General features: G+C 60.5%; 17 protein-coding genes. 11 read left to right on the top strand and 6 right to left on the bottom strand.

Annotated elements, in window-relative coordinates; all coding sequences use genetic code 11:
- Positions 1 to 179: 179 nt before the first annotated feature.
- Both B060_RS0114325 and B060_RS0114320 read left to right on the top strand, forming a co-directional pair.
- The gene (locus B060_RS0114325; RefSeq protein ID WP_018082488.1) at positions 180 to 1,862 is read left to right on the top strand and encodes a methyl-accepting chemotaxis protein; all 1,683 of its coding nucleotides are present in this window, start codon (positions 180 to 182) and stop codon (positions 1,860 to 1,862) included.
- A gap of 70 nt (positions 1,863 to 1,932) precedes the next feature.
- A complete protein-coding gene (locus B060_RS0114320) occupies positions 1,933 to 2,325 on the top strand; it encodes a VOC family protein (RefSeq protein ID WP_018082487.1) in 393 nt (130 codons plus the stop codon).
- Here B060_RS0114320 and B060_RS0114315 read toward each other — a convergent pair.
- Positions 2,322 to 4,034 (bottom strand): hypothetical protein, encoded by a 1,713-nt coding sequence (locus B060_RS0114315; protein WP_018082486.1) that lies wholly within the window; start codon positions 4,032 to 4,034, stop codon positions 2,322 to 2,324. The genes B060_RS0114320 and B060_RS0114315 overlap by 4 nt on opposite strands.
- A 252-nt stretch (positions 4,035 to 4,286) precedes the next feature.
- On the opposite strand from B060_RS0114315, the gene B060_RS0114310 reads away from it, so the two are divergent.
- The 7 genes from B060_RS0114310 (at position 4,287) to B060_RS0114280 (ending at position 9,297) form a co-directional block, all read left to right on the top strand.
- Positions 4,287 to 4,997: a two-component response regulator ChvI gene (locus B060_RS0114310; RefSeq protein ID WP_026172853.1), complete on the top strand. Its 711-nt coding sequence runs from the start codon at positions 4,287 to 4,289 to the stop codon at positions 4,995 to 4,997.
- Positions 4,998 to 5,068: 71 nt separating this feature from the next.
- Positions 5,069 to 6,622 (top strand): ATP-binding protein, encoded by a 1,554-nt coding sequence (locus tag B060_RS0114305; RefSeq protein WP_236621668.1) that lies wholly within the window; start codon positions 5,069 to 5,071, stop codon positions 6,620 to 6,622.
- An 83-nt stretch (positions 6,623 to 6,705) separates the two neighbouring features.
- Positions 6,706 to 7,131 (top strand): HPr kinase/phosphorylase, encoded by a 426-nt coding sequence (locus tag B060_RS0114300; protein ID WP_031221152.1) that lies wholly within the window; start codon positions 6,706 to 6,708, stop codon positions 7,129 to 7,131.
- 220 nt (positions 7,132 to 7,351) lie between these two features.
- On the top strand, positions 7,352 to 7,756 hold the full coding sequence (locus B060_RS0114295; RefSeq protein ID WP_018082482.1) for a PTS sugar transporter subunit IIA: 405 nt from the start codon (positions 7,352 to 7,354) through the stop codon (positions 7,754 to 7,756).
- A gap of 76 nt (positions 7,757 to 7,832) precedes the next feature.
- Positions 7,833 to 8,120: an HPr family phosphocarrier protein gene (locus B060_RS0114290; protein WP_018082481.1), complete on the top strand. Its 288-nt coding sequence runs from the start codon at positions 7,833 to 7,835 to the stop codon at positions 8,118 to 8,120.
- Positions 8,117 to 8,917 carry a hypothetical protein gene (locus B060_RS0114285; RefSeq protein WP_018082480.1) on the top strand — a complete coding sequence of 267 codons (801 nt, stop codon included), beginning with the start codon at positions 8,117 to 8,119 and terminating at the stop codon, positions 8,915 to 8,917. Before B060_RS0114290 ends, B060_RS0114285 begins: the two co-directional genes overlap by 4 nt.
- 182 nt (positions 8,918 to 9,099) lie before the next feature.
- The gene (locus tag B060_RS0114280) at positions 9,100 to 9,297 is read left to right on the top strand and encodes a CsbD family protein (RefSeq protein WP_018082479.1); all 198 of its coding nucleotides are present in this window, start codon (positions 9,100 to 9,102) and stop codon (positions 9,295 to 9,297) included.
- A gap of 151 nt (positions 9,298 to 9,448) precedes the next feature.
- Here B060_RS0114280 and B060_RS0114275 read toward each other — a convergent pair whose 3' ends face one another.
- The 3 genes from B060_RS0114275 to dnaG form a co-directional block, all read right to left on the bottom strand.
- Complete coding sequence (locus B060_RS0114275) at positions 9,449 to 10,063, bottom strand: hypothetical protein (protein WP_018082478.1); 615 nt, start codon at positions 10,061 to 10,063, stop codon at positions 9,449 to 9,451.
- Between the two features lie 238 nt (positions 10,064 to 10,301).
- Positions 10,302 to 12,401: an RNA polymerase sigma factor RpoD gene (rpoD, locus tag B060_RS0114270; RefSeq protein ID WP_018082477.1), complete on the bottom strand. Its 2,100-nt coding sequence runs from the start codon at positions 12,399 to 12,401 to the stop codon at positions 10,302 to 10,304.
- Between the two features lie 118 nt (positions 12,402 to 12,519).
- A complete protein-coding gene (dnaG, locus tag B060_RS0114265; RefSeq protein WP_018082476.1) occupies positions 12,520 to 14,421 on the bottom strand; it encodes a DNA primase in 1,902 nt (633 codons plus the stop codon).
- A gap of 243 nt (positions 14,422 to 14,664) precedes the next feature.
- On the opposite strand from dnaG, the gene B060_RS26170 reads away from it, so the two are divergent.
- Both B060_RS26170 and B060_RS28060 read left to right on the top strand, forming a co-directional pair.
- Positions 14,665 to 15,336, top strand: a complete 672-nt coding sequence (locus tag B060_RS26170) for a DUF6629 family protein (protein WP_155847889.1) — start codon at positions 14,665 to 14,667, stop codon at positions 15,334 to 15,336.
- Between the two features lie 115 nt (positions 15,337 to 15,451).
- Complete coding sequence (locus B060_RS28060) at positions 15,452 to 18,745, top strand: PAS domain-containing protein (RefSeq protein WP_018082474.1); 3,294 nt, start codon at positions 15,452 to 15,454, stop codon at positions 18,743 to 18,745.
- Here the strand turns inward: B060_RS28060 and B060_RS0114250 are convergent.
- Both B060_RS0114250 and B060_RS0114245 read right to left on the bottom strand, forming a co-directional pair.
- Entirely contained in the window at positions 18,742 to 19,590 is an 849-nt protein-coding gene (locus tag B060_RS0114250) for a LytTR family DNA-binding domain-containing protein (RefSeq protein ID WP_155847890.1), read from the bottom strand. The genes B060_RS28060 and B060_RS0114250 overlap by 4 nt on opposite strands.
- Positions 19,591 to 19,593: 3 nt before the next feature.
- Positions 19,594 to 20,241, bottom strand: a complete 648-nt coding sequence (locus tag B060_RS0114245; RefSeq protein WP_018082472.1) for a hypothetical protein — start codon at positions 20,239 to 20,241, stop codon at positions 19,594 to 19,596.
- Positions 20,242 to 20,322: the final 81 nt, after the last annotated feature.

The raw sequence follows: 20,322 nt of genomic DNA, 5'->3' as shown, positions 1-20,322 counted from the left end.
TGCTGCCGCTTTACCTGCAAAATAACGTTTACAGGTGTTTTTGCATTTAAACCAGCCGCGACTTAATTTCACACAATATATATACTTAACGTCCTTTTAACCGGCGCATGGCCAAAACAACGCCATCTACTTAATTCATCGGTTTTCGGCTGGGTTGGCCGTTAGGGAACTGGGGCGTCATGCTTAAGAATTTCACTATCCGTGCTCGCGTCATCGCGGCAGTCGCTGTTCTGGTTCTGATATCGGGTGGCGTAGGCCTGTTCGCCGTCAATCGCCTGTCGGCGGTCAATGCCACGACGATGGATATGGCGAATAACTGGCTGCCATCGACCCAGGTCATTGGCCTGGTCAGCACGCATTTCGAGCGCTACCGTATGCAGCAGGGCATCGCCCTGATGCAAAGCGGCGATAAGCGTGACGAATACCTGAAGAAATCCGCGCAGACCCGTGAACTCCTCGTCGCCGACATGAAGACCTATGCCCCCCTCGTCGCGCCAGGCGAGGAAACAAAGCTGGCCGCCGATTTGCAAAAAGCAATCGATGATTATCTCAAGGGCTCCGATGGTGTGACCGCACAAATCAGGTCAGGCGATGAAACGGCCGCCCGAAACAGCTATATCTACGATATGCAGCCTTTGGTTGACCCCTTGCGCGTTGCGCTCAACGCTGAAATTGACTTCCAGACAAAGAACGTTACTGCGGTAGCGGCTCGCGGCACCGCGCTCGGCAAATCGGCTTCAAACCTGATCTATTGCGCCATGGCCCTGGTCGCCCTGATCGGTGGCATGATCGGTTGGGTGATGATCACTAGCATTTCAAACCCCGTCCGCAAGATGACCGACGCCATGCGTATGCTCGCCAATGGCGACACCGCCGTGGTGATACCCAATGTCGGCGAACGCAGCGAAATCGGTGAGATGTCCAAAACGGTCGAGGTCTTCAAGGACAATCTGATCCGCACGCGTGCCCTCGAAGAAGAAACCCGTCAGGCCCGCGCAGATGCCGAGGTACAGCGCAAGAAGACCATGTACGACCTCGCCGACCAGTTTGAGAACGCCGTCGGCGGCATTGTCGATATGGTGTCCTCCGCCGCTACCGAAATGCAGGCCACGGCTCAGCAACTGACCTCGTCGGCGCATGAATCGGCCGCGCAGGCCACCTCGGTTTCCGCCGCCGCCGAAGAAGCCGGCACCAANGTCACCTCGGTCGCCGGTTCGGCCGAAGAACTGGGCGCTTCAGTGCAGGAAATCGGCCGTCAGGTCGAGCACTCGTCGATCAAGGCGCGGGAAGCCGTCCGTGAGGCCGATTCCACCGCCGCCATCGTGCAGGAACTGTCCGAAGCCGCCGACCGCATCAACGGCATTGTCGACATGATCACCGGCATCGCCTCGCAGACCAATTTGCTGGCGCTCAACGCCACCATCGAATCCGCCCGCGCCGGGGAAGCCGGNAAGGGCTTCGCCGTCGTCGCCTCGGAAGTCAAGGCTCTCGCCGGCCAGACCAGCCGCGCCACCGCCGAGATCAGCCAGCACATCGGCAGCATCCAGTCGACCACCCGCCGCGCCGTCGAGGCCATCAGCAACATCACCGGCACGATCCGCGACATCAACGACTCCTCGTCGACCATCGCCGCCGCCGTCGAGCAACAGGGCTCGGCCACCAACGAGATCGTCCAGGCCGTCAATCAGGCGTCCATGGGCACGCAGGAGGTCACCGCCAACATCACAGGCGTGGCCCGCATGGCCGAAGAAACCGGCGCCGGCGCCGCTCAGGTGCTGTCGGCCTCCGGCGAACTGGCCCATCAGGCCGCCAATCTGCGCAACCAGATCAACAGCTTCCTCGCGCATGTGAGAGCGGCGTAAAAGTAATCTGCGGACATATCTGAAGGGCGCGGCGATTGATCATCGTCGCGCCCTCTTCTATGCTGGCGGCATGACCGTCAAAACCCTCGATCACGTCAATATCCAGACCCGCGACATGGCGACCACCATCGCCTTTTATAGCGACCTGCTCGGTTTAGTGGCCAAGACCGCCCCACGCCGCAAGCCGGAAGAGCGCCAGTGGCTCTATGCGGGAGATCGCGCCGTCATCCACCTTAATCTCTTCGGCACCGATAACACCTACCCACGCGAGGTCATCTCCGGCGGCCCGACCGGCGCGATTCATCATGTGGCGTTTGAATGTGACGGGCTTGACGACACCATCGTCCGCCTGGAGGCACGTGGCCTGCGCTTTGAGCGCGCCGAACTGCCGGAGATCAAGCTGACGCAACTCTTCGTCACCGATCCCAACAATGTACTTCTGGAACTTAACTTTCGATATTAAGCCGCCAGAACGCCCGCCGCCTGCATCATCGGTTTGAGCGAGGCCAGAATCTGTGGCTGCATTGACAGACCGGCGCGGATATCAGGATCGCGCATCATCCGCATAACTTCGCCCTTGGCCTGTTCGCTGAGCGGTCCCATCGGCGCCGACTGCCCCGAAGCGAAGCTCAGCAGCATGGAAAACTTTTGCATCGGCGACGCACCACCGCGCAGAATATGCGCCAGCAGCTTGACGTCGGTAGCGATCAGCGCACCGATCTGGCCGAGTTTCTGGCTGATATCGTGCCCATCCTGATCAATCAGTGATGACGCCACAATGCGTCCTTGCATTTGCGCCAGGGTCAGCAAACGCTGCGCGGCAGACTGGCAGCTTTCGCGCATATGGCGCTCGAATTTAGCCGCGCTGATCGTCTGTTGCAGCCAGCGCGCGGCCTGACGCTTGTTGGACACGCCGACCATGTTTTCACATAGCCAGATCAGGCGTTCAACCTCAAGAGCCGGATCACCGGCGCCTTCCAGCAGGCTGGTGACGAAATCGGCCGAGACCAGCTTTTTCGAACGTTCGGCAAAGGCGTTCGTGATGTCCTCGCGCTGGGTTTCGTCACGGCCGGCGGCGGTCATGCACAGGGCCAGCACACGAAGCGTTTCGATTTCGGCTTCGGCGTCGTTCGGCTTGAGGCGGCGCGGGCTTTTCAGATCGTGCATCAGGCGCTTGGACAGGCTGTAGCGCAGGTTCTGGAAATGACCGGCGCGGATCAGATCGTGATAACCACCGAGCACGCCTTCAAGCGGCGGCATCAGACGCGCCACGCGGGGGTCGGCTTTTGAAATCAGCTCGACCTCGCGGCCGGCCGCCACGTGGATCAGCACAATCATAGCGCCGCCGGGATCGGGCTCACGGCCCAGCACATCGTTGAGGGTATTGCGCGCCGAGAAGATTTCCACCACCGGCATTTCAACCATTTGCAGCGCCCATTCACGCCCCGGCAAATTGGCCGCCAAAATACCGGCGTGAGCCAGCAGCAATTCCAGTTTGGCCGCTGGCTTGCGATGTTCGGCCAGGGCTGCCGACAGCGCACCGCCGAAGAGATAAGCGCGGTCGGCATGGTCTTTCAGGCTATCGACGGTCGCCAGACAGGTTGTCGGGGTGATGGTCGGAAAGATCTTCTTGCGGCCGTCTTGGATCAGGCGGGTACAGGCGCGATCAAACAAGGCGCTCCAGCGCCGCATCAACTCATGCAGATTGTGACCGGACTCCTGCGCTTCCGGCACCGCCAGTTTTTGGACGACGTGCAGCAGTTCGCTGCCGGAGGCTTCCAGACGTTCGGCCAGATCGGGGCGGTGCAACAGTTCGAAAGGGGTTACGCCCTGCTTGTGCAGCCAGTCTTCGAGCAGGCGGGCGATCTTCTCACGGGCGATAGGGGTGTAGAGATCGTGCGGGCTCGTGCAGACCGAATCCGTGGTGGGCGCCAGTTTGGCGGCCTTGACCGGCGCCGATATGCCTTTTTCGAAAACCGTGACGCTGCTGAATTCACCACTGTCCTGATCGAAGACCTCCTTGGTTACGCGGACAGCGGCGCGGCCGCTTTTCAGCATCTCCTCAGCGTTCTGCATGATCGTTGCGCGCGTCTCGGACGCCATTTCCAGGGCCCACGCGGCTTGAGGCGTGCGGCGGGAAAACAATTCGAAATGCACCTTATGGTGGCTCATCTTGTCCCTGCAGACTGGTATACGGGCTTGATAATCTTACAAATCTTACACATATCGTGTTAAATTATGATTGAGAGCCGCGAATTCGCCGCGTTGACGCCTTTAAAAGAACTAGCTTAAGGGTGAAAGCATAACCACGGTCGCTTCCGATCCGCCCCGGATCGGCAAGGGCGGCAATTGACGATTTTAGGCTGCCCGAGCCGTTGCGAGGTAAGCCCCGCAGCGCTTGAGCGCCCCAAGAATGGAGACCTTATGGCCAGAATTACTTTGGTGGATGACGACGAAAACATTGTCACCAGCGTATCATTAGCTCTGGAAAGCGGCGGCCACACCGTCAATGCCTTCTATGATGGCGCCGCCGGTCTGGCCGCTCTTGAAAAAGATCCGCCCGATCTGGCCATCCTCGACGTCAAGATGCCGCGCATGGACGGCATGGAAGTGCTGCGCCGCCTGCGTAACACCTCGAACCTGCCGGTCATTATCCTGACCTCGAAGGACGATGAGATCGACGAGGTGCTGGGCTTCAATCTCGGCGCCGACGACTACATGCACAAGCCGTTCTCGCAGCGCCTGCTGCTGGAACGCGTCAAGGCCGTGCTGCGTCGCGCCGGCATCGTCGAACAGGGCGAGGCCCCGGAAGTCACCGAGGCGCTCAATGCCAAGTCGCTGAAACGCGGCAAGCTGGTGATGGACGCCGCCCGTCACGAATGCACCTGGGAAGGCAGGCCGGTCCGCCTGACCGTCACCGAGTTCCTGCTGCTGCACGCCCTGGCCCAGCGCCCCGGCTTCGTCAAGAGCCGCGACAACCTGATGGACGCCGCCTATGACGACCAGGTGTATGTCGATGACCGCACCATCGACAGCCACGTCAAGCGCATGCGCAAGAAGTTCCGTGTTGTCGATCCGACCTTCGATTCGATCGAAACCCTTTATGGCGTCGGCTATCGCTACCGCGAAATCTAAAAAGTACCAAGCCGGGAGGTGAACACCGCTTCCCGGCATTTTTCTGGAATCCCCTCTTTATGCTCAGGCCCTTGCTCAGGAAGCTCCCGTTCGGTCAGTCACGTCTCGGACGGCTGATCTTCGGGCTCAATCTGCTCGGCCTGGTCATACTGGTGATCGGGGCGCTGGTGCTGAGTGATCTGCGCCGCGGCCTGATCAAGACCCAGATGGACTCCCTGACCTCGCAAGCCCAGTTGATGGGCGAGGTCATCGCCGAAGTCGCCACGAGCGAGGGCGATGCCGAACCGCATCTGGAAGCCGATAACGCCGCCTTCGTGCTCGGGCGTTTCATTCCGGCCGGCCAGCGCGCGCGCCTGTTCGATGCACAAGGTCGGCTGATCTCCGATTCCTACAAGGTGTCGGACACTATAGACGTCTACAAGCTGCCCGATGCGCGCAAACCTGATGAGGCCCAGCCCAAGGACAAGACCGCCAAGCGCGAGGCCCGCCGCCTGGCGGCCGACAACCAGCTCCATACCGAGGTGATGATGGCGCTCTCCGGCTCCCCGCCGGTGGCCAGCGTCCGCACCAATGAGCGGGGCATCAAGGTGGTGTCGGTGTCCATTCCCCTGCGCCGCGTCAAGGAGGTGCTGGGCGTCCTCACCATCGAGCGTGGCGACGTTGACAAGATCGTGGCCGACCAGCGCTGGGCCATGCTGCCCTTTATCCTGATCGCTTTCGGTGTCAACATGCTGTCGTCGCTGCTGCTGGCCTGGCTGGTCAGCCGGCCGATCCATCGCCTCTCCGCCGCTGCCGATAACGTCCGCATGGCCCGCACCCGCGCCATCTCCCTGCCCGATCTGGAAAGCCGAAACGATGAGATTGGCGTGCTGGCGCGTTCGCTGGAAAGCATGACCGATACCCTGTGGCGGCGCATGGAGGAAATCGACCGTTTCGCCGCGGATGTGTCGCACGAGATCAAGAACCCGCTGACCTCCATCCGTTCGGCGCTGGAAACCCTGCCGCTGGTCAAGACTGACGAAGCGCGCGAACGCCTGATGGCGGTCATCAATCAGGACGTCCGCCGCGCCGACCGCCTGATCACCGATATCTCCAACGCTTCGCGCCTCGACGCCGAACTGTCACGCGACACGCCGAAAAAGGTCGAGATCGGCACCCTGCTCGAAGACATTATCTCGCTCTATCAGCAGAGCCACGTCATGGGCGAGACCGCCGTGATCCTGACACGCACCCTGCCGCCGGCCGCCTCGACCGTAAATGGCCGCGAAGGCCCGCTCGGACAGGTGTTCCGCAATCTGATCGACAATGCGCGTTCCTTCTCGCCGGAAAGCGGCCAGGTCCGCGTCACCATCGCACCCGGCGTTGATCCGGCCCTGCCCATCAGCATCGTGTTTGAAGACGATGGTCCCGGCATCCCGGAGGACAATCTGGAGACCGTCTTCCAGCGTTTCTACACCTCACGCCCCAAGGGCACGTCGTTCGGCAAGAATTCAGGTCTCGGCCTGTCGATCTCGCGCCAGATCATCGAGGCCCACCACGGCCGCATCTGGGCTGAAAACCGCAAGGACGACAATGGCCAGATCGTCGGCGCCCGCTTCACCATCCTGCTGCCGAACCTGCACTAAGGCGTGCCTCGCCAGATTGCGAGAGAAGCTGGAGATACGCATCCCCTTTTGCATTCCGTGCGGGTCTGTGCCTAAATATGGCCATGAGTAAGCTCGTTATCCACGCCACCTCCTTAAGCCTTCTGGTCGGGCACGTATGGCGCGGCGTGCTGATCATGGGCCCCTCCGGCAGCGGCAAGAGCGATCTGGCCCTTCGCGCGCTGGAAAAGGGGTGCGCGCTCGTCAGCGATGATTACAGCCTGTTGTGGATCTCCGGCGGACGCCTCTATGCCTCGGCGCCCGAATCCATCGCCGGACGCATGGAAGTGCGCGGATTGGGGATAGTGGCCGAAAATGCCCGCCACCTGACCCGCATCGACCTCGCCGTCCTGGCACAATCCGATCCGATCGAGCGCATGCCGGAGCATGAGACCACGACCGTTCTGGGACAGACCATCCCCACCATACGTCTCAACCCACGCGAAGCCTCTTCCTTAAGCAAACTCCTGACCCGCTTGAAAGTCCCTTAAAAATACCCACTTAGAGACCAGGCGCCCGCCACGGATGTTCTGTAAATGTGCCCTCTGTCATATTTGACACACCTGCCATGATGCGGCGCGAAATTTGCAGGTCAGTCGCAAATCTCGTTTTGCAGTGCGATGAAATCGGGACTAGTATCATGGGCTACCCCTGCCTGCCGGCCTCATGACCGGCGCGGAGTAGCACAAAATGTGTAAGGATTAGGGCTTTATGATCGGACTGGTCATCGTTACTCACGGCAAGCTGGCTGACGAGTTCGTATCGGCGATGGAACACGTGGTCGGCCCTCAAAGTCAGGTCTCGGCCATCTGTATCGGTCCCGACGACGACGTGGCTCAGCGCCGCAAGGATATTCTGGACGCTACGTTTGCCAGCGATACCGGGGACGGCGTCATCCTGCTGACCGACATGTTCGGCGGCACCCCTTCCAATCTCGCCATTTCGGTGATGGAGCAGACCAAGGCGGAAGTGATCGCCGGCCTCAACCTGCCCATGCTCATCAAGCTGGCATCTTTGCGCAAAAACGAAGATCTCGGCGCCTGCGTTTGTCACGCTCAGGAAGCCGGCCGTAAATATGTCACCGTCGCCTCCTACGTTTTGTCGGGCGACAACTAAGCCTTTTCCCTCTGGACTAAAGTCCCGAACGAACGCATTCTCCGCGCGTATAAGCCTTGCCAAGAGGGAGGCATGAGTGAGCGAGACTGAACAGACCGTGCGCGCGGACGTCGAAATTTGCAACAACAAGGGTCTGCACGCGCGGGCGTCGGCCAAGTTCGTCAAGCTGGCCTCGTCGTTCGATGCGCAGATTTACGTCATCAAGGACGACAACAAGGTCGATGCCCAGTCGATCATGGGCCTTTTGATGCTCGGCGCCGGCAAGGGCACCTCGATCGCTATAGAAGCCGAGGGCGCGCAGGCCGATGAAGCCGTCAGTGCCCTAGTCGACCTGGTCAACAACCGCTTTGACGAAGACGCATGAAGCGCCTCATCCCCTTAAGCCTTTCATTCTTGGCCTTAACGATGGGCGGTATCGTCCACGCCGAAGGTACGCCACACGGTGACCCGACCGCCGAAGACGCCCCAAAGCCGGTGGTCAAAAAGCGCCCGAAACCTAAGCCGAAGCCCAAACCTGCGCCGGTCGCCAGCACCCCAGCCGCGCCGATTGCCTACAGTGCCTATGCCGCCAGTCCAGATATCGCCAAGGCTCTTACGCCCGGGAAGACACCAAGCATGGCACCGGGCGTGGCGCATGAGCCCGCGCCTCTGCCCGCCCTGCCCCCGCCCGTGGCCATCATACCTGCGCCCCTCGCGGTGCAGCCGATCACCGCGCCGCCGCCACAAGCACCTCTTTCAACGCCTCAGCCCTCCCAAAACAGCAGTTGGCAAAGCGCTCAGATCAGCCTGAAATGCGAAACCCAGTTGACCGAAGGCAAGCGCTTCCTCTCGCAGGGCACCTTCTTTATCGACCTCTTTCCCTCGGCCGTCTTCCCAGATGAACAGGCCGATTTCAAGTTCCTGTTCGTAGACCCGGCGCACCCGTCGCTGATCCGCGAGTCGATCTGCCTCGACACGATGTGCTCCGCCAATGTGACCGGCACGGCCTATTATCTGGTCAATCGCGTCACCAAACGCGGCAGCGCCCTGCGCATCACGCTTGATCGCTCCAACGGCGCCTTCTACGCCGAAGAGACCGACAGCAAACGCATCGGCAAGGACGCCCATCGCGGCGAAAAAGGCTATTGCAAGCCGCAAAAGCTGCCCAACGCCCTTTTCTAAACTCTAACGTTCAGCGCACTTGCGCTCTGTCCCTTAGCCCTGCTTTTCAAGCAGGCGCTAAGCCTGTCTCCCTGCGCGCCTTATGCCTTTCTTATGAAGCAGCCCCCCTCAAGCGTCGAAAATTTAGGTGCGCTGCGGCTAAGATGAAACCCAACCTAACATATTGAATATAGGAGCGAATTATGAACAACGACCGCATTCAAGGCAGCTGGGAACAGGTCAAGGGCAATGTCCAGAAGGCATGGGGCAAGCTCACCAACGACGATCTCGATGTGATCGAAGGCGACCGCAAGCTCTTAGCCGGCAAGCTGCAGGAGCGCTACGGCATCGCCCAAGACGAGGCTGAAAAGCAGATCAAGGACTGGAACAGCCGGGATTAATTCATTCTTTTAGAGATTGTCGCTTCTTTCCCGCCGGATGGTTGCGACGATAAGGGCGGGAAGGCGTTTCCTCAGATGCGCTTTCCCGTCCTGTTTTATTTGGCCCGCCCTATTTTATTTGGCCCGCCCTATTTTATTTGGCCCGCCCTGTTTACTTTGAGTGCAGCGTGTCCGGATCGAAGATCTGAATTTCGCTGCCCATGTCATAATAGATGACCTTGGCCGGATCATCGGCCATGACCCTGAAAAACCGATCGCCCGCCGGACCGATGCCTAGCTCACCACACGGGTTAGGCTGAGGCTCAATGGCATTAAGTTTGTCATAGCCCGCTTTTTCAGCGCCAGTGGGCTCAAGCAGGTACACTTTCCCCCAATCGCCGTAATCGGTCTCGACCAGTTGACAGGAAGCGCCATGCGCGCCTGTAGCCTTGAGCACCGCCGGCAGAACTGACGTCACGGCTGCGGCCTTATCCTTGGCAAAGGTGCGAATGACCACACGCGGCGTCAGGGCATCGGGCGGCATGGCGGCCAGCGAAAATCCACCGACCTTATCATCCGCCACCAGCCGGACATTACCCATGTCCGGGCCGCAGGCATAGCTCCAGATCGACAGAGACTTGCCCTCGACCTTTTCCCATGTGCAACTTGCGAAGGTATCTTTCATGACCTGCGACGGCTCGGCGACCTTTTCAGCCGGCTTATTGCAGCCCGCCACGTTCACCGCGATCAGGGCGCCAGATAAGACAAGTTTCAGACTGGTGCGCATGATATTTCCCCGTGTTTGCCTGTATGAAACGCCGGATTTGACCGCTTGTCCAGCCGTCATGAAACCGGTTGCTTTACAAAGAAGGAAGAGGGGCCAGAAACTCTTTTCGCATTGGAAGCACGCGGCGCCCAAATACCCGAATTCCAAAAGGTTCGCACATCGCCAACGTAAAACCCCGCCGATTTACATCGACGGGGTTTTGATCTTCCAGCTTATGGCTGCAGTGACGTATCCCTGCTTAGCTGTCGAGGAAGCTCCGCAGCTTGCGGCTCCGCGACGGATGCTTCAGCTTGCGCAGCGCCTTCGCCTCGATCTGACGGATACGTTCGCGGGTAACCGAGAACTGCTGGCCAACTTCTTCCAGCGTGTGGTCGGTGTTCATGCCGATGCCGAAACGCATCCGCAGCACACGTTCTTCACGTGGGGTCAGCGAGGCCAGAACCCGTGTCGTGGTTTCACGCAGGTTGGACTGGATGGCCGCATCGATCGGCAGGATGGCGTTCTTGTCCTCGATGAAGTCACCCAGGTGCGAATCCTCTTCGTCGCCGATCGGCGTTTCCAGAGAGATCGGCTCCTTGGCGATTTTCAGCACCTTGCGGACCTTTTCCAGCGGCATGGCCAGCTTTTCGGCCAGTTCTTCCGGGGTCGGTTCGCGGCCGATTTCATGCAGCATCTGGCGCGAGGTGCGGACGATCTTGTTGATCGTCTCGATCATGTGCACCGGGATACGGATGGTGCGGGCCTGGTCGGCGATCGAACGGGTGATCGCCTGCCGGATCCACCAGGTCGCATAGGTCGAGAACTTGTAGCCGCGACGGTATTCGAACTTATCGACCGCCTTCATCAGGCCGATATTGCCTTCCTGAATGAGATCGAGGAATTGCAGGCCGCGATTGGTGTACTTCTTGGCGATCGAGATCACGAGGCGCAGATTGGCCTCGACCATCTCGGTCTTGGCCTGACGGGCTTCGCGCTCGCCCTTCTGCACGGTCTGGACGATGCGGCGGAAATCATCGACTGCCACGCCCATATCTGTGGCCAGCGTCGTCACTTCGGCGCGGATGCGGTTGATCGCGGCGCCGTCGTTATCGATGAACTTCTGCCAGCGGATACCCATTTCACGCACCTTCTCGCTCCATGATGGGTCGAGTTCGCGGGTGTAGTAGGCGGTGAGGAATTCGGTACGCGAAATGCCGTAGCTGTCAGCCAGACGCAGCAGGCGGCCTTCCAGACCGATCAGCTTCTTGTTGATGCCGTAAAGCTGCTCGACCAGCGCTTCGATACGCTGATTGTTGAGTTTCAGCGTCTTGAGGTGGCGGGTAATGGTGGCCGTCACTTCATCGTAAGCCGCGCGGTCCGCAGGATCGAGGGGCAGGCCCTCAAGCTTGGCGGTCAGCATCTTTTCCTGCGTATGGCGATAGGTCTCGAATTCGCCGGCGATGGCGTCGAGGGTCTCCATCACGCCTTCGCGCAGTTCGGATTCCATGGCAGAAACCGTGGGGCCGGCGCCGTCATCGAAATCGTCTTCGTCTTCTTCTTCGACGACTTCCGGCTTCTTCTCTTCTTCGTCCATGGGGACGTAATCGTCATCGTCGTCATCGTCGCCCTTGGCCTTCTTCGGCTCAACGGGTTTCGCTTCGACAACCGCCTTAGTCTCGACCACAGGCTCAGGCGCCCTCACCACCGGTGCGGGGGCAACGGCGGGCATCGGGCGCACAGGCGCACCGACCGGCACTTCGCCCTCTTCGACCTCTTCGCCAAGCGCGCCCGGAGGCGGGCCTTCCTGCGGGCCACCGCCGTAGGTGCCTTCCAGGTCGATGATTTCGCGCAGCAGGATGCGGCCGGAACCCAGTTCCTCGCGCCAGATCATGATGGCTTCAAAGGTCAGGGCGGATTCGCACAAGCCACGGATCATGGTGTCGCGACCGGCTTCAATCCGCTTGGCGATGGCGATTTCGCCTTCGCGTGACAGCAGTTCGACCGAACCCATTTCGCGCAGATACATGCGCACGGGATCGTCGGTGCGATCATAGTTGGACGTCTTGGTGGTTTCGACCACCGCGCCGGCTTCTTCGCGCACGACGACTTCGCCGCCTTCTTGCGCGTCTTCTTCCGACTCGATGACGTTCACGCCCATCTCGGTGAGCATGGCAAGGGTGTCTTCGATCTGTTCGGAGGTAAACTCCTCAGACGGCAGAACCTTGTTGAGTTCGTCCATGGTCACGTAGCCGCGCAACTTGGCGGCCTTGATGAACTTCTTGACCGCGGAATCGGTCAGGTCGAGCAAGGGGCCGTCGGATGAGGACTCATTTTCCGGTTTATCCGCAGGTGTGCTCATTTTGTCACGCTCATATGGGTCTCCGCAACGAACCTGAAAAGTTCAGGGCTGCTGTTATGTCTTATTAAGGACTAGTCTAAACGAAACCTTAACCCCATGAAATGCCATAGCATTTAGGTTAGGCGTTGTTAGCCTCATCCTGCCAGATTTGTCCGCTTCGCAAGGACCGCCGCAGGGCATCGCGTTCGAGCTTGAGCCGTGAAAAAAATTCTGTCCCCACCTGTTCGCGGGCCGAATTCAAGGCACGATCCAAGGCCGTCAAACGCGAGACCGCGTTAAACGCCTGTAACCAGCGGGCATGGGCATCAGCTAAAGATATGTCCGGTGAGAGGAATGGCGCGCCGCTCTTGAGGGCCGCCTTCTGAATCTCGCTTAACAATGCTCCAAGTCCTTGTCTGTGCAGATGGCGACTCAAAGCTTCCCTGTCAAGCCCCTCGTGCTGAAAACTGATCGCTATGAGGGCATTCGACAGGGGGCTGAGCGCTTCATCGCCAAAACCGTAGGCTTCCAGACCCTCGACCTGATCCATCATCCAGTCGGGATTGTCGATCAGCCCCTGCGCCAGCCCCGCACAGGTCGGGTCGATCCCCACCTTCAGATTGTGCGCGGCGCGGCGGGTTTCTTCCATGGCCGGCGGGATGTAGACCTCGCGCTTTTGACCCGGCTTCCACGGCTGGCGCTGGCCATTGAAATTATTCCCGCCCTGATTGGGCACAAATGGCGCCTTGGTCGGACGCTGGGGCGTCACCAGAACATCGTAACGCTCCAGCATGTCATTGCGATAGGCCTCGGCGAGATCCTTATCCTCGATCAGGGCCGCCAGGGCACGCAGGCGCTTTTTGAAGCCCGCCTTGCGCTCCGGCGTATCGAGCGGCTCCAGGTCGGCCTCACGGTTAAACAGCACCTCGACGAATGGCTTGGTCTCCTTGAGCGCCTCGCGCAGGGCAAGCGCCCCCTTTTCGCGCAGCATGTCGTCGGGGTCCTGACCGCCGGGCAGCAGACAGACCTTGAACGAGCGGCCAGGCTTGAGCTTTGGCAGGGCGCGATCAAGCGCGCGGAAGGCGGCGCGCTGGCCGGCCTTGTCGCCATCGAAACACAGGGTCGGCTCAGGGTGGCGACGCCACAGAATATCGATCTGTTCCTCGGTCAGGGCGGTGCCCATCGGCGCCACGGCCGCCACATGGGCGCGCTGGCAGGCGATCACATCCATATAGCCTTCGACCACCACCAGTTCGGACTTGGTCTCTTCGGCGCCGAGCAGTTTCAAGGCCTTGGGCAGGCCAAACAGCATATTGCCCTTATGGAACAGCGTCGTTTCCGGCCCGTTGAGATATTTCGCCTTGTCATCCGGATTGAGCGCGCGTCCGCCGAACGAGACGACGTGGTTGCGCTGATCCTCGATCGGAAACATCAGGCGATCACGGAAACGGTCATAGGGCGCGCTGCCGTTCTCGACCTCGATCAGCAGGCCGCATTCGACCAGTTCGGACACCTTGGCGCCGCGCTGCACCAGCGCGTCCTTCAAAGCCGTGCGATCACGCGGCGCATAGCCAAGGCCAAAGGTGGCGATGTCTTCGGCGGAAAGGCCGCGCCGCTCCAGATACTCGCGGGCATTCTGCGCAGCCGGCGTCTTATCCTGAAGGCGCGCCATGAACCACTTGTGCGCCAGTTCCATCCAGTCATTGAGCGACTGGCGCTTCATATCCGCAGCAATGGCCTGCGGCGTGACGGCGGGCAGCGACATGCCGGCCATGCCGGCCAGCTTCTCAACCGCCTCGCTGAAACTTAAGCGCTCGGTTTCCTGCAAAAAGGATATGATGTCGCCGTGCTTGCCCGACGAGAAGTCGTGGTAAAACCCCTTGACGTCATTGACGTAGAAGGACGGCGTCTTTTCCTTGGTGAAAGGCGACAGGCCAGCCCATTCGTTGCCCTGCTTACGCAGCTTGACGCTCTTGCCTATGACCTCGGAGGGCCGCAGACGCTGTTTCAGCTCTTCGAGGAAATGATCGTCAAAACGCACAGTATCTCTATAGGCCTTAGGCTGGCGGCTGGGTAACGGAATTAACACATATTAACAGAAGTTTCGACCTTGCGCAGGCCATCCAGTTTAGCGGCTTCGTTTTTCCTGTTGGCGGCTTGCGGACCTATATCATGCGCACAGGCGCAAGAATGTGACCCGCGCCAACGATCGCCTTTACATCCCTTGGGAAATGCGGTCTGGTTCACTCACAACAAAATACCGTTCAACAAGGTTCTGGTGTTCATGTGTTTTTCCGCCCCGGTGAGTTTCGCCGCCAGCGCCTTTGTCGCCTCCGCCGGGATCCTGGCCATTCGCGCCACGCAAAAACCGGCCGAGCGCCCCTTCGCCAGCGTGCCTATCCTGTTCGCCATCCAGCAATTCATCGAAGGGGTTTTGTGGCTTTTGCTGCCCCATGTCGGGACCGCGCCCACGACGCACGGGCTGGTGCAGATCTATGCCTTTTTCATCGGGGTCATCTGGCCGATCATGATACCGCTCGGCATCCTCATGATCGAGCCCGGCCTGATCCGCCGCCGCCTGATGATGGCCGTGCTGGCCATCGGCGTCATCGTGGCGCTCGGCACCTTCGGCATCATCGTGCGCTATGGCGTCGGCGTACAAGTGGTCAATCAGTGCCTGGTCTACAGCAATCCGGTTGGCGGCGGCTTCGTGATCCGCTCGGCCTATGTCATCGCCACCTGCGCCGCTTACTTTGTGTCGTCGCACAAATCGGTGCGCTGGATCGGCGTCGCCATGGTGGCAGGCTTTGGCGTCGCTTTCAGCTTCTATCGCCTCAACTGGCCTTCGGTATGGTGCTTCTTCGCCGCCATCGTCAGCGCGCTGATCTACCTGCATTTCCGCCGTTCGCGCATAGCCGCTGCCCCCGCCGACACAGCCACCACCGAAGCGAGCTGAGCATTTTCTTATTGATCCCTTATATGGCTTGCCCATAATTCTCGATATTTCAGAAGATACTCCGGGGCTTCATCTATGGTCATGGCGACATTGCTTTCGTGCGTAAAGAGCCGTCATGACTGACACGCCGGCCGCCCATTTTATCGAAAGTCTGAGTAATGACAGCGGCGAAACCGGCCGGCTGATTGCCGACTATGACTGGGCCAGCACCGCCATGGGGCCTATCGAGACGTGGTCGCCGTCCTTGCGCACCGCCACCGGCATGGTGCTGCGCTCCCCCCTGCCGATCGTTATGCTGTGGGGCGAGGACGGCTTCATGCTGTATAACGACGCCTATTCGGTCTTCGCCGGCGGCCGCCACCCGTGGCTTCTGGGCTCACCCGTGCGTTTGGGCTGGCCGGAGGTCGCCGATTTCAACGACAACGTCATGAAGGTCTGCCTGGCGGGCGGCACCCTGGCCTATACCGATCAGGAACTGACCCTGCTGCGCAACGGCAAGCCCGAACAGGTGTGGATGAACCTCGACTATTCGCCGGTGCCGGACGAGACCGGCAAACCGGCGGGGGTCATCGCTATCGTCAACGAGACCACACAGCGCATCCTGGCCGAACGACAGGCAAGGGCCGAGCGTGAACGCCAGCAGGCCATGTTGCAGCAGATGCCGGGTTTCGTCGCGGTCGTCTCTGGCCCCGACTACGTCTACGACTATGTCAACGACGCCTATGTCCGGATAGCGGAGCGTCAGGGCGAGTTTATCGGGCAGCGCTTCCGCGATGTCTTCCCTGAACTGGCTGACCAGGGGTACTTTGAACTGCTTGATCAGGTCTATACGACCGGCGAGAGACGGATAGCCCGCGGCATGGAATTGCGCCTGCATGGCGGCGATGTCATCCAGTATATCGACTTCGTCTTCGAGCCCATCCGCAACGCGCACCATGACGTCACCGGCATCTTCATGGGCGGTTACGAAGTCACCGACGGCAAGCGTGCCGACATGCGGCGCGAGGCCCTGCTGCGTCTGACCGACGAGATCCGCGATCTGGAAGACCCGGCCGAGATTGCCTTTGTCGCGTCGCGCGTGTTGGGTGAAGCGCTGGTCGTCAGCCGGGCGGGCTACGGGGTCATCGATCGTGAAGACGAGACCATAACGATTAAGCGCGACTGGAACGCGCCGGGGATTAAGTCTCTGGCCGGCGTCCTGAAGTTTCGTGACTATGGCAGCTATATCGAGGATTTGAAACGTGGTGATACGGTCGTCTTCGCCGACGCCGAAAAAGACCCGCGCACCCAGGCTAACGCGGCCGCTCTGAAAGCGATCAGCGCACAGTCGGTCGTCAATATGCCGGTGACCGAACACGGGCGATTTGTCGCCCTGCTCTATCTCAACCACGAAACGGCGCGCAAGTGGACGGAGAATGATCTGGCGCTCATCAAGGAGGTTGCTGAACGGACGCACACCGCCACCGAACGCGCGCGCGTGGCGGTCGAACTCCGCCGCAGCGAGGCCGCCTTGCGCGAACTGAACGCCAATCTCGAACGTGAAGTGATTGAACGCACGCGCGAACGCGGCAGGACGTGGGCCGTCAGTCCCGACCTCTTGTCCGTATTAAGGACGGACGGGCGGTTTGAAAGCGCGAACCCTGCATGGAAGAAGGTCCTTGGCTGGTCAGAGGCGCAGATCATCCTGACGCCCTTTGCCGATTTTCTCCACCCGGACGATGTAGAGACCAGCCACGAGGCCTTTGAAATTGCCAAAAGCGGAGCCCCTGTCCTGCGCTTTGAGAACCGCTATCGTCATGCCGATGGCGGCTGGCGCTGGCTATCGTGGGTAGCCGTTCCGATAGATGGCAAGGTCTATTGCAGCGCCCGCGATATCACCGAAGAAAAAGCCGCCGAAGCCGAGCGTGAGCGACTTTGGACCCTCTCGACCGACATGCTGGCGCGCGCCGATTATTCCGGTGACATGAACGCGGTCAATCCGGCCTGGACCGAAATCCTGGGTTGGAGTGAGCACGAACTGCTGACCAACCCCTACGCCGATATTATCCACCCCGACGACGTAACTGTAACCGTGGCGGCGCTTGCGGAAATGGGCGAGACCGGTCAGCCAACACGCTTCCAGAACCTGATCCTGTCGAAAAGTGGCGAATGGAAGCCGATCGACTGGACCGTGGCGCCCGAACCGGATGGCCTGCACTTTATCGCCGTCGGCCGCGACCTGACCGAGGACAAGGCGCGCGAACGCCAGTTGCAGCAGGCGCAGGACGCTCTGCGGCAAGCCCAGAAGATGGAAGCCGTGGGCCAGCTCACCGGCGGCATCGCGCACGATTTCAACAATATGCTGGCCGTCGTCATGGGCTCGCTCGACCTGCTCAACCGGCGACTGGGCCCCGAAGACCCGCGCGCCAAGCGCTATGTCGAAGCGGCCATGGAAGGCGCCAAGCGCGCCGCCAGCCTGACTCAGCGCCTGCTCGCCTTCTCGCGTCAGCAACCACTGCGGCCGGAATCGATCGACGCCAACAAGCTGGTCTCCGGCATGTCGGACCTGTTGCGCCATTCGATCGGCGCCGATATCCGGCTGGAAACCGTGCTCTCCGGCGGGCTGTGGCGGGTCAGCGCCGATCCGAACCAGCTTGAGAGCGTCATCCTCAATCTCGGCGTCAATGCCCGCGACGCTATGCCCGGCGGCGGCAAGCTGACCATTGAAACCCAGAACGCCCATCTCGACGCACGCTATGTCGCGTCGGAAATGGGCGTGCCGGCGGGGCAATATGTGCTGATTGCCATCACCGACACCGGCGAAGGCATGCCGCCCGAGATCATCGCCAAGGCGTTCGATCCCTTCTTCACCACCAAGGCGGTTGGCAAGGGCACGGGCTTGGGCCTTAGCCAGGTCTATGGTTTCGTCAAGCAATCGGGCGGCCATGTGAAGATCTATTCCGAGGTCGGGCAAGGCACGTCGATCAAGATCTACCTGCCGCGTTCCCATGAACGCGATGAGACCGAAGTCGCCGAGGCCGACACCGTGCTGCTGATGGGCGAGGAGCGCGAAGTCATTCTGGTGGTCGATGACGAGCCGGCGGTGCGCCAGTTCAGTTGCGATGCCTTGAGCGAACTGGGCTATCGTGTGCTGGAGGCCGACAGTGCCGCGACCGCCCTGGCGCTGCTGCAGGCCAACCCCGATATCTCTCTGCTCTTCACCGACATTGTCATGCCCGATACCAATGGCCGCAAACTGGCCGACGCCGCGCAAGCGATCCGGCCCGATCTCAAGGTGCTCTACACCACCGGTTATACGCGCAACGCCGTGGTACATAACGGCATCGTCGACAAGGGCGTACAGTTGATCGGCAAGCCTTTCACCATTGATGAACTGGCCGCCCGCGTCAGGGACTTGCTCGATAGCTAAAGCGGTCGAGAGTGTGACAGACGGCTGAGGATGGCGTCGCGGTAGGTGCGGCTGACCACCAGTTCGGCGCCGCTTTCCATGGTCAGAACCCAGCCGCCATCGGGCAAGGTCTGGGTGGCGCGGACACGGGCGAGATTGACCACGGTGGAGCGGTGGGCGCGGGCGAAAACCGCCGGATCGAGGCGCGCACTCAGAGCGGTCAGCGTCTCGCGGATCAGCCCCTCACGTATCTGGCCCTCGCGTATCTGGCCGTCCGTGCCTGTGAAATTGATGACGACATAGTTGCCGGCGGCGGCGCACCATTCAACCTCGGCCGGATCGACCTGAAGCGTGCGGTTGCCGACCGATACCGGCAAGCGCTGCGGCAAGGCCTCGGTTTTACGCGCCTGATCGAGCGCCTCCCGCAACAGATCGGCCACTGCCCTGGCCTCAGCCGAGAGGCGCGCACCGTGCACCGCCGCCACCAGAGCCGCGATGGCGGTGGCGATCAAAAGATCGACCGGCAGACGATTGAGACCGTTGGCGAGGCGCGGCGCATTGTGACTGAAACCGGCATCAACCTGCACGGCGAAAAAGGCATGGATCAGGGTATAGCCAAGGATCAGTGGATAGAACCACAGGATCAGCCGCGCAGTCAGGTCGTAACGCCGCACCATTGCCCAGGCCGCCCAGACAAACGGCCACCATGCCGTATAGATCAACCCCTGCCAGCTAAGCGCGGTCAGTCCGTCGATGTCGCGACCGGCGTCATGGCGCAGCGCCATCATGGCCAGGGCGGCGCAGACCACCGTGCTGACATAGATGACCAGCGACAACGCCCATGGCCAATTATCTTTCCCGCGCAAACCTTAATCCTCCGTACCCCTTCGCCTGTTGTCGCGGATATAGCGGCTTAAAAGCAAGAGCATAACAATCAGCCCAAGCAGGGACGGCCCGATCTGGCTCCACGGCTGCCAGGCCCGCGCCAGATTGCCGAGCCCGGCTGAGGCAAAGGCGAAGTAGGTGGCGGTCATTTTCAGGCCGTGATCGATGGCGCGAATCCGCCGCCATGCGGCTACCCACAAGATACGACTGAGATCGTAAAGCGCCACGACGGCCAGAAATCCGAGCGTGCTGTAACCAATCGCCGGCGACCATGACGCCTCACCGTTCGCCATGCGGCTGAGCAGCAGGCAACAGCCGGTCAGGGCCGCCAATGCCATCAAGGTATCCAGCCACGACGGCGCGGTGCGGAAACGTGGCAGGGCGCGCAAGCCGCTGAGATATTGATAGCTGGCCGACAGGCTGACCATGACCAGCGGCCCCGGCCGCGGATAGACGACGACGCCGATAATGGCGCAGATCAGCACCACAAGGCCGGCCACGACGAACATCCAGCCGGACAGGCGATGCAGCCGGTGGCCTTTGCGGGAAAGCAGCGGCAGCAGACCCAGCAGCAGGGCAAGACCACCGGCGCCGATATGGCTGAGGGTATTGAGATGATGGAGATTTTGCATGGCAGGTAAGATGGAAGGATACCGCCATCCACGCCAGTCACTTGGGGATAAAGCGCGGCTGAGAGGGATGAAACACATCAT

Source organism: Asticcacaulis benevestitus DSM 16100 = ATCC BAA-896 (assembly GCF_000376105.1).
Lineage (GTDB): Bacteria > Pseudomonadota > Alphaproteobacteria > Caulobacterales > Caulobacteraceae > Asticcacaulis > Asticcacaulis benevestitus.
This window is presented reverse-complemented; position numbering and strand designations above follow the sequence as displayed.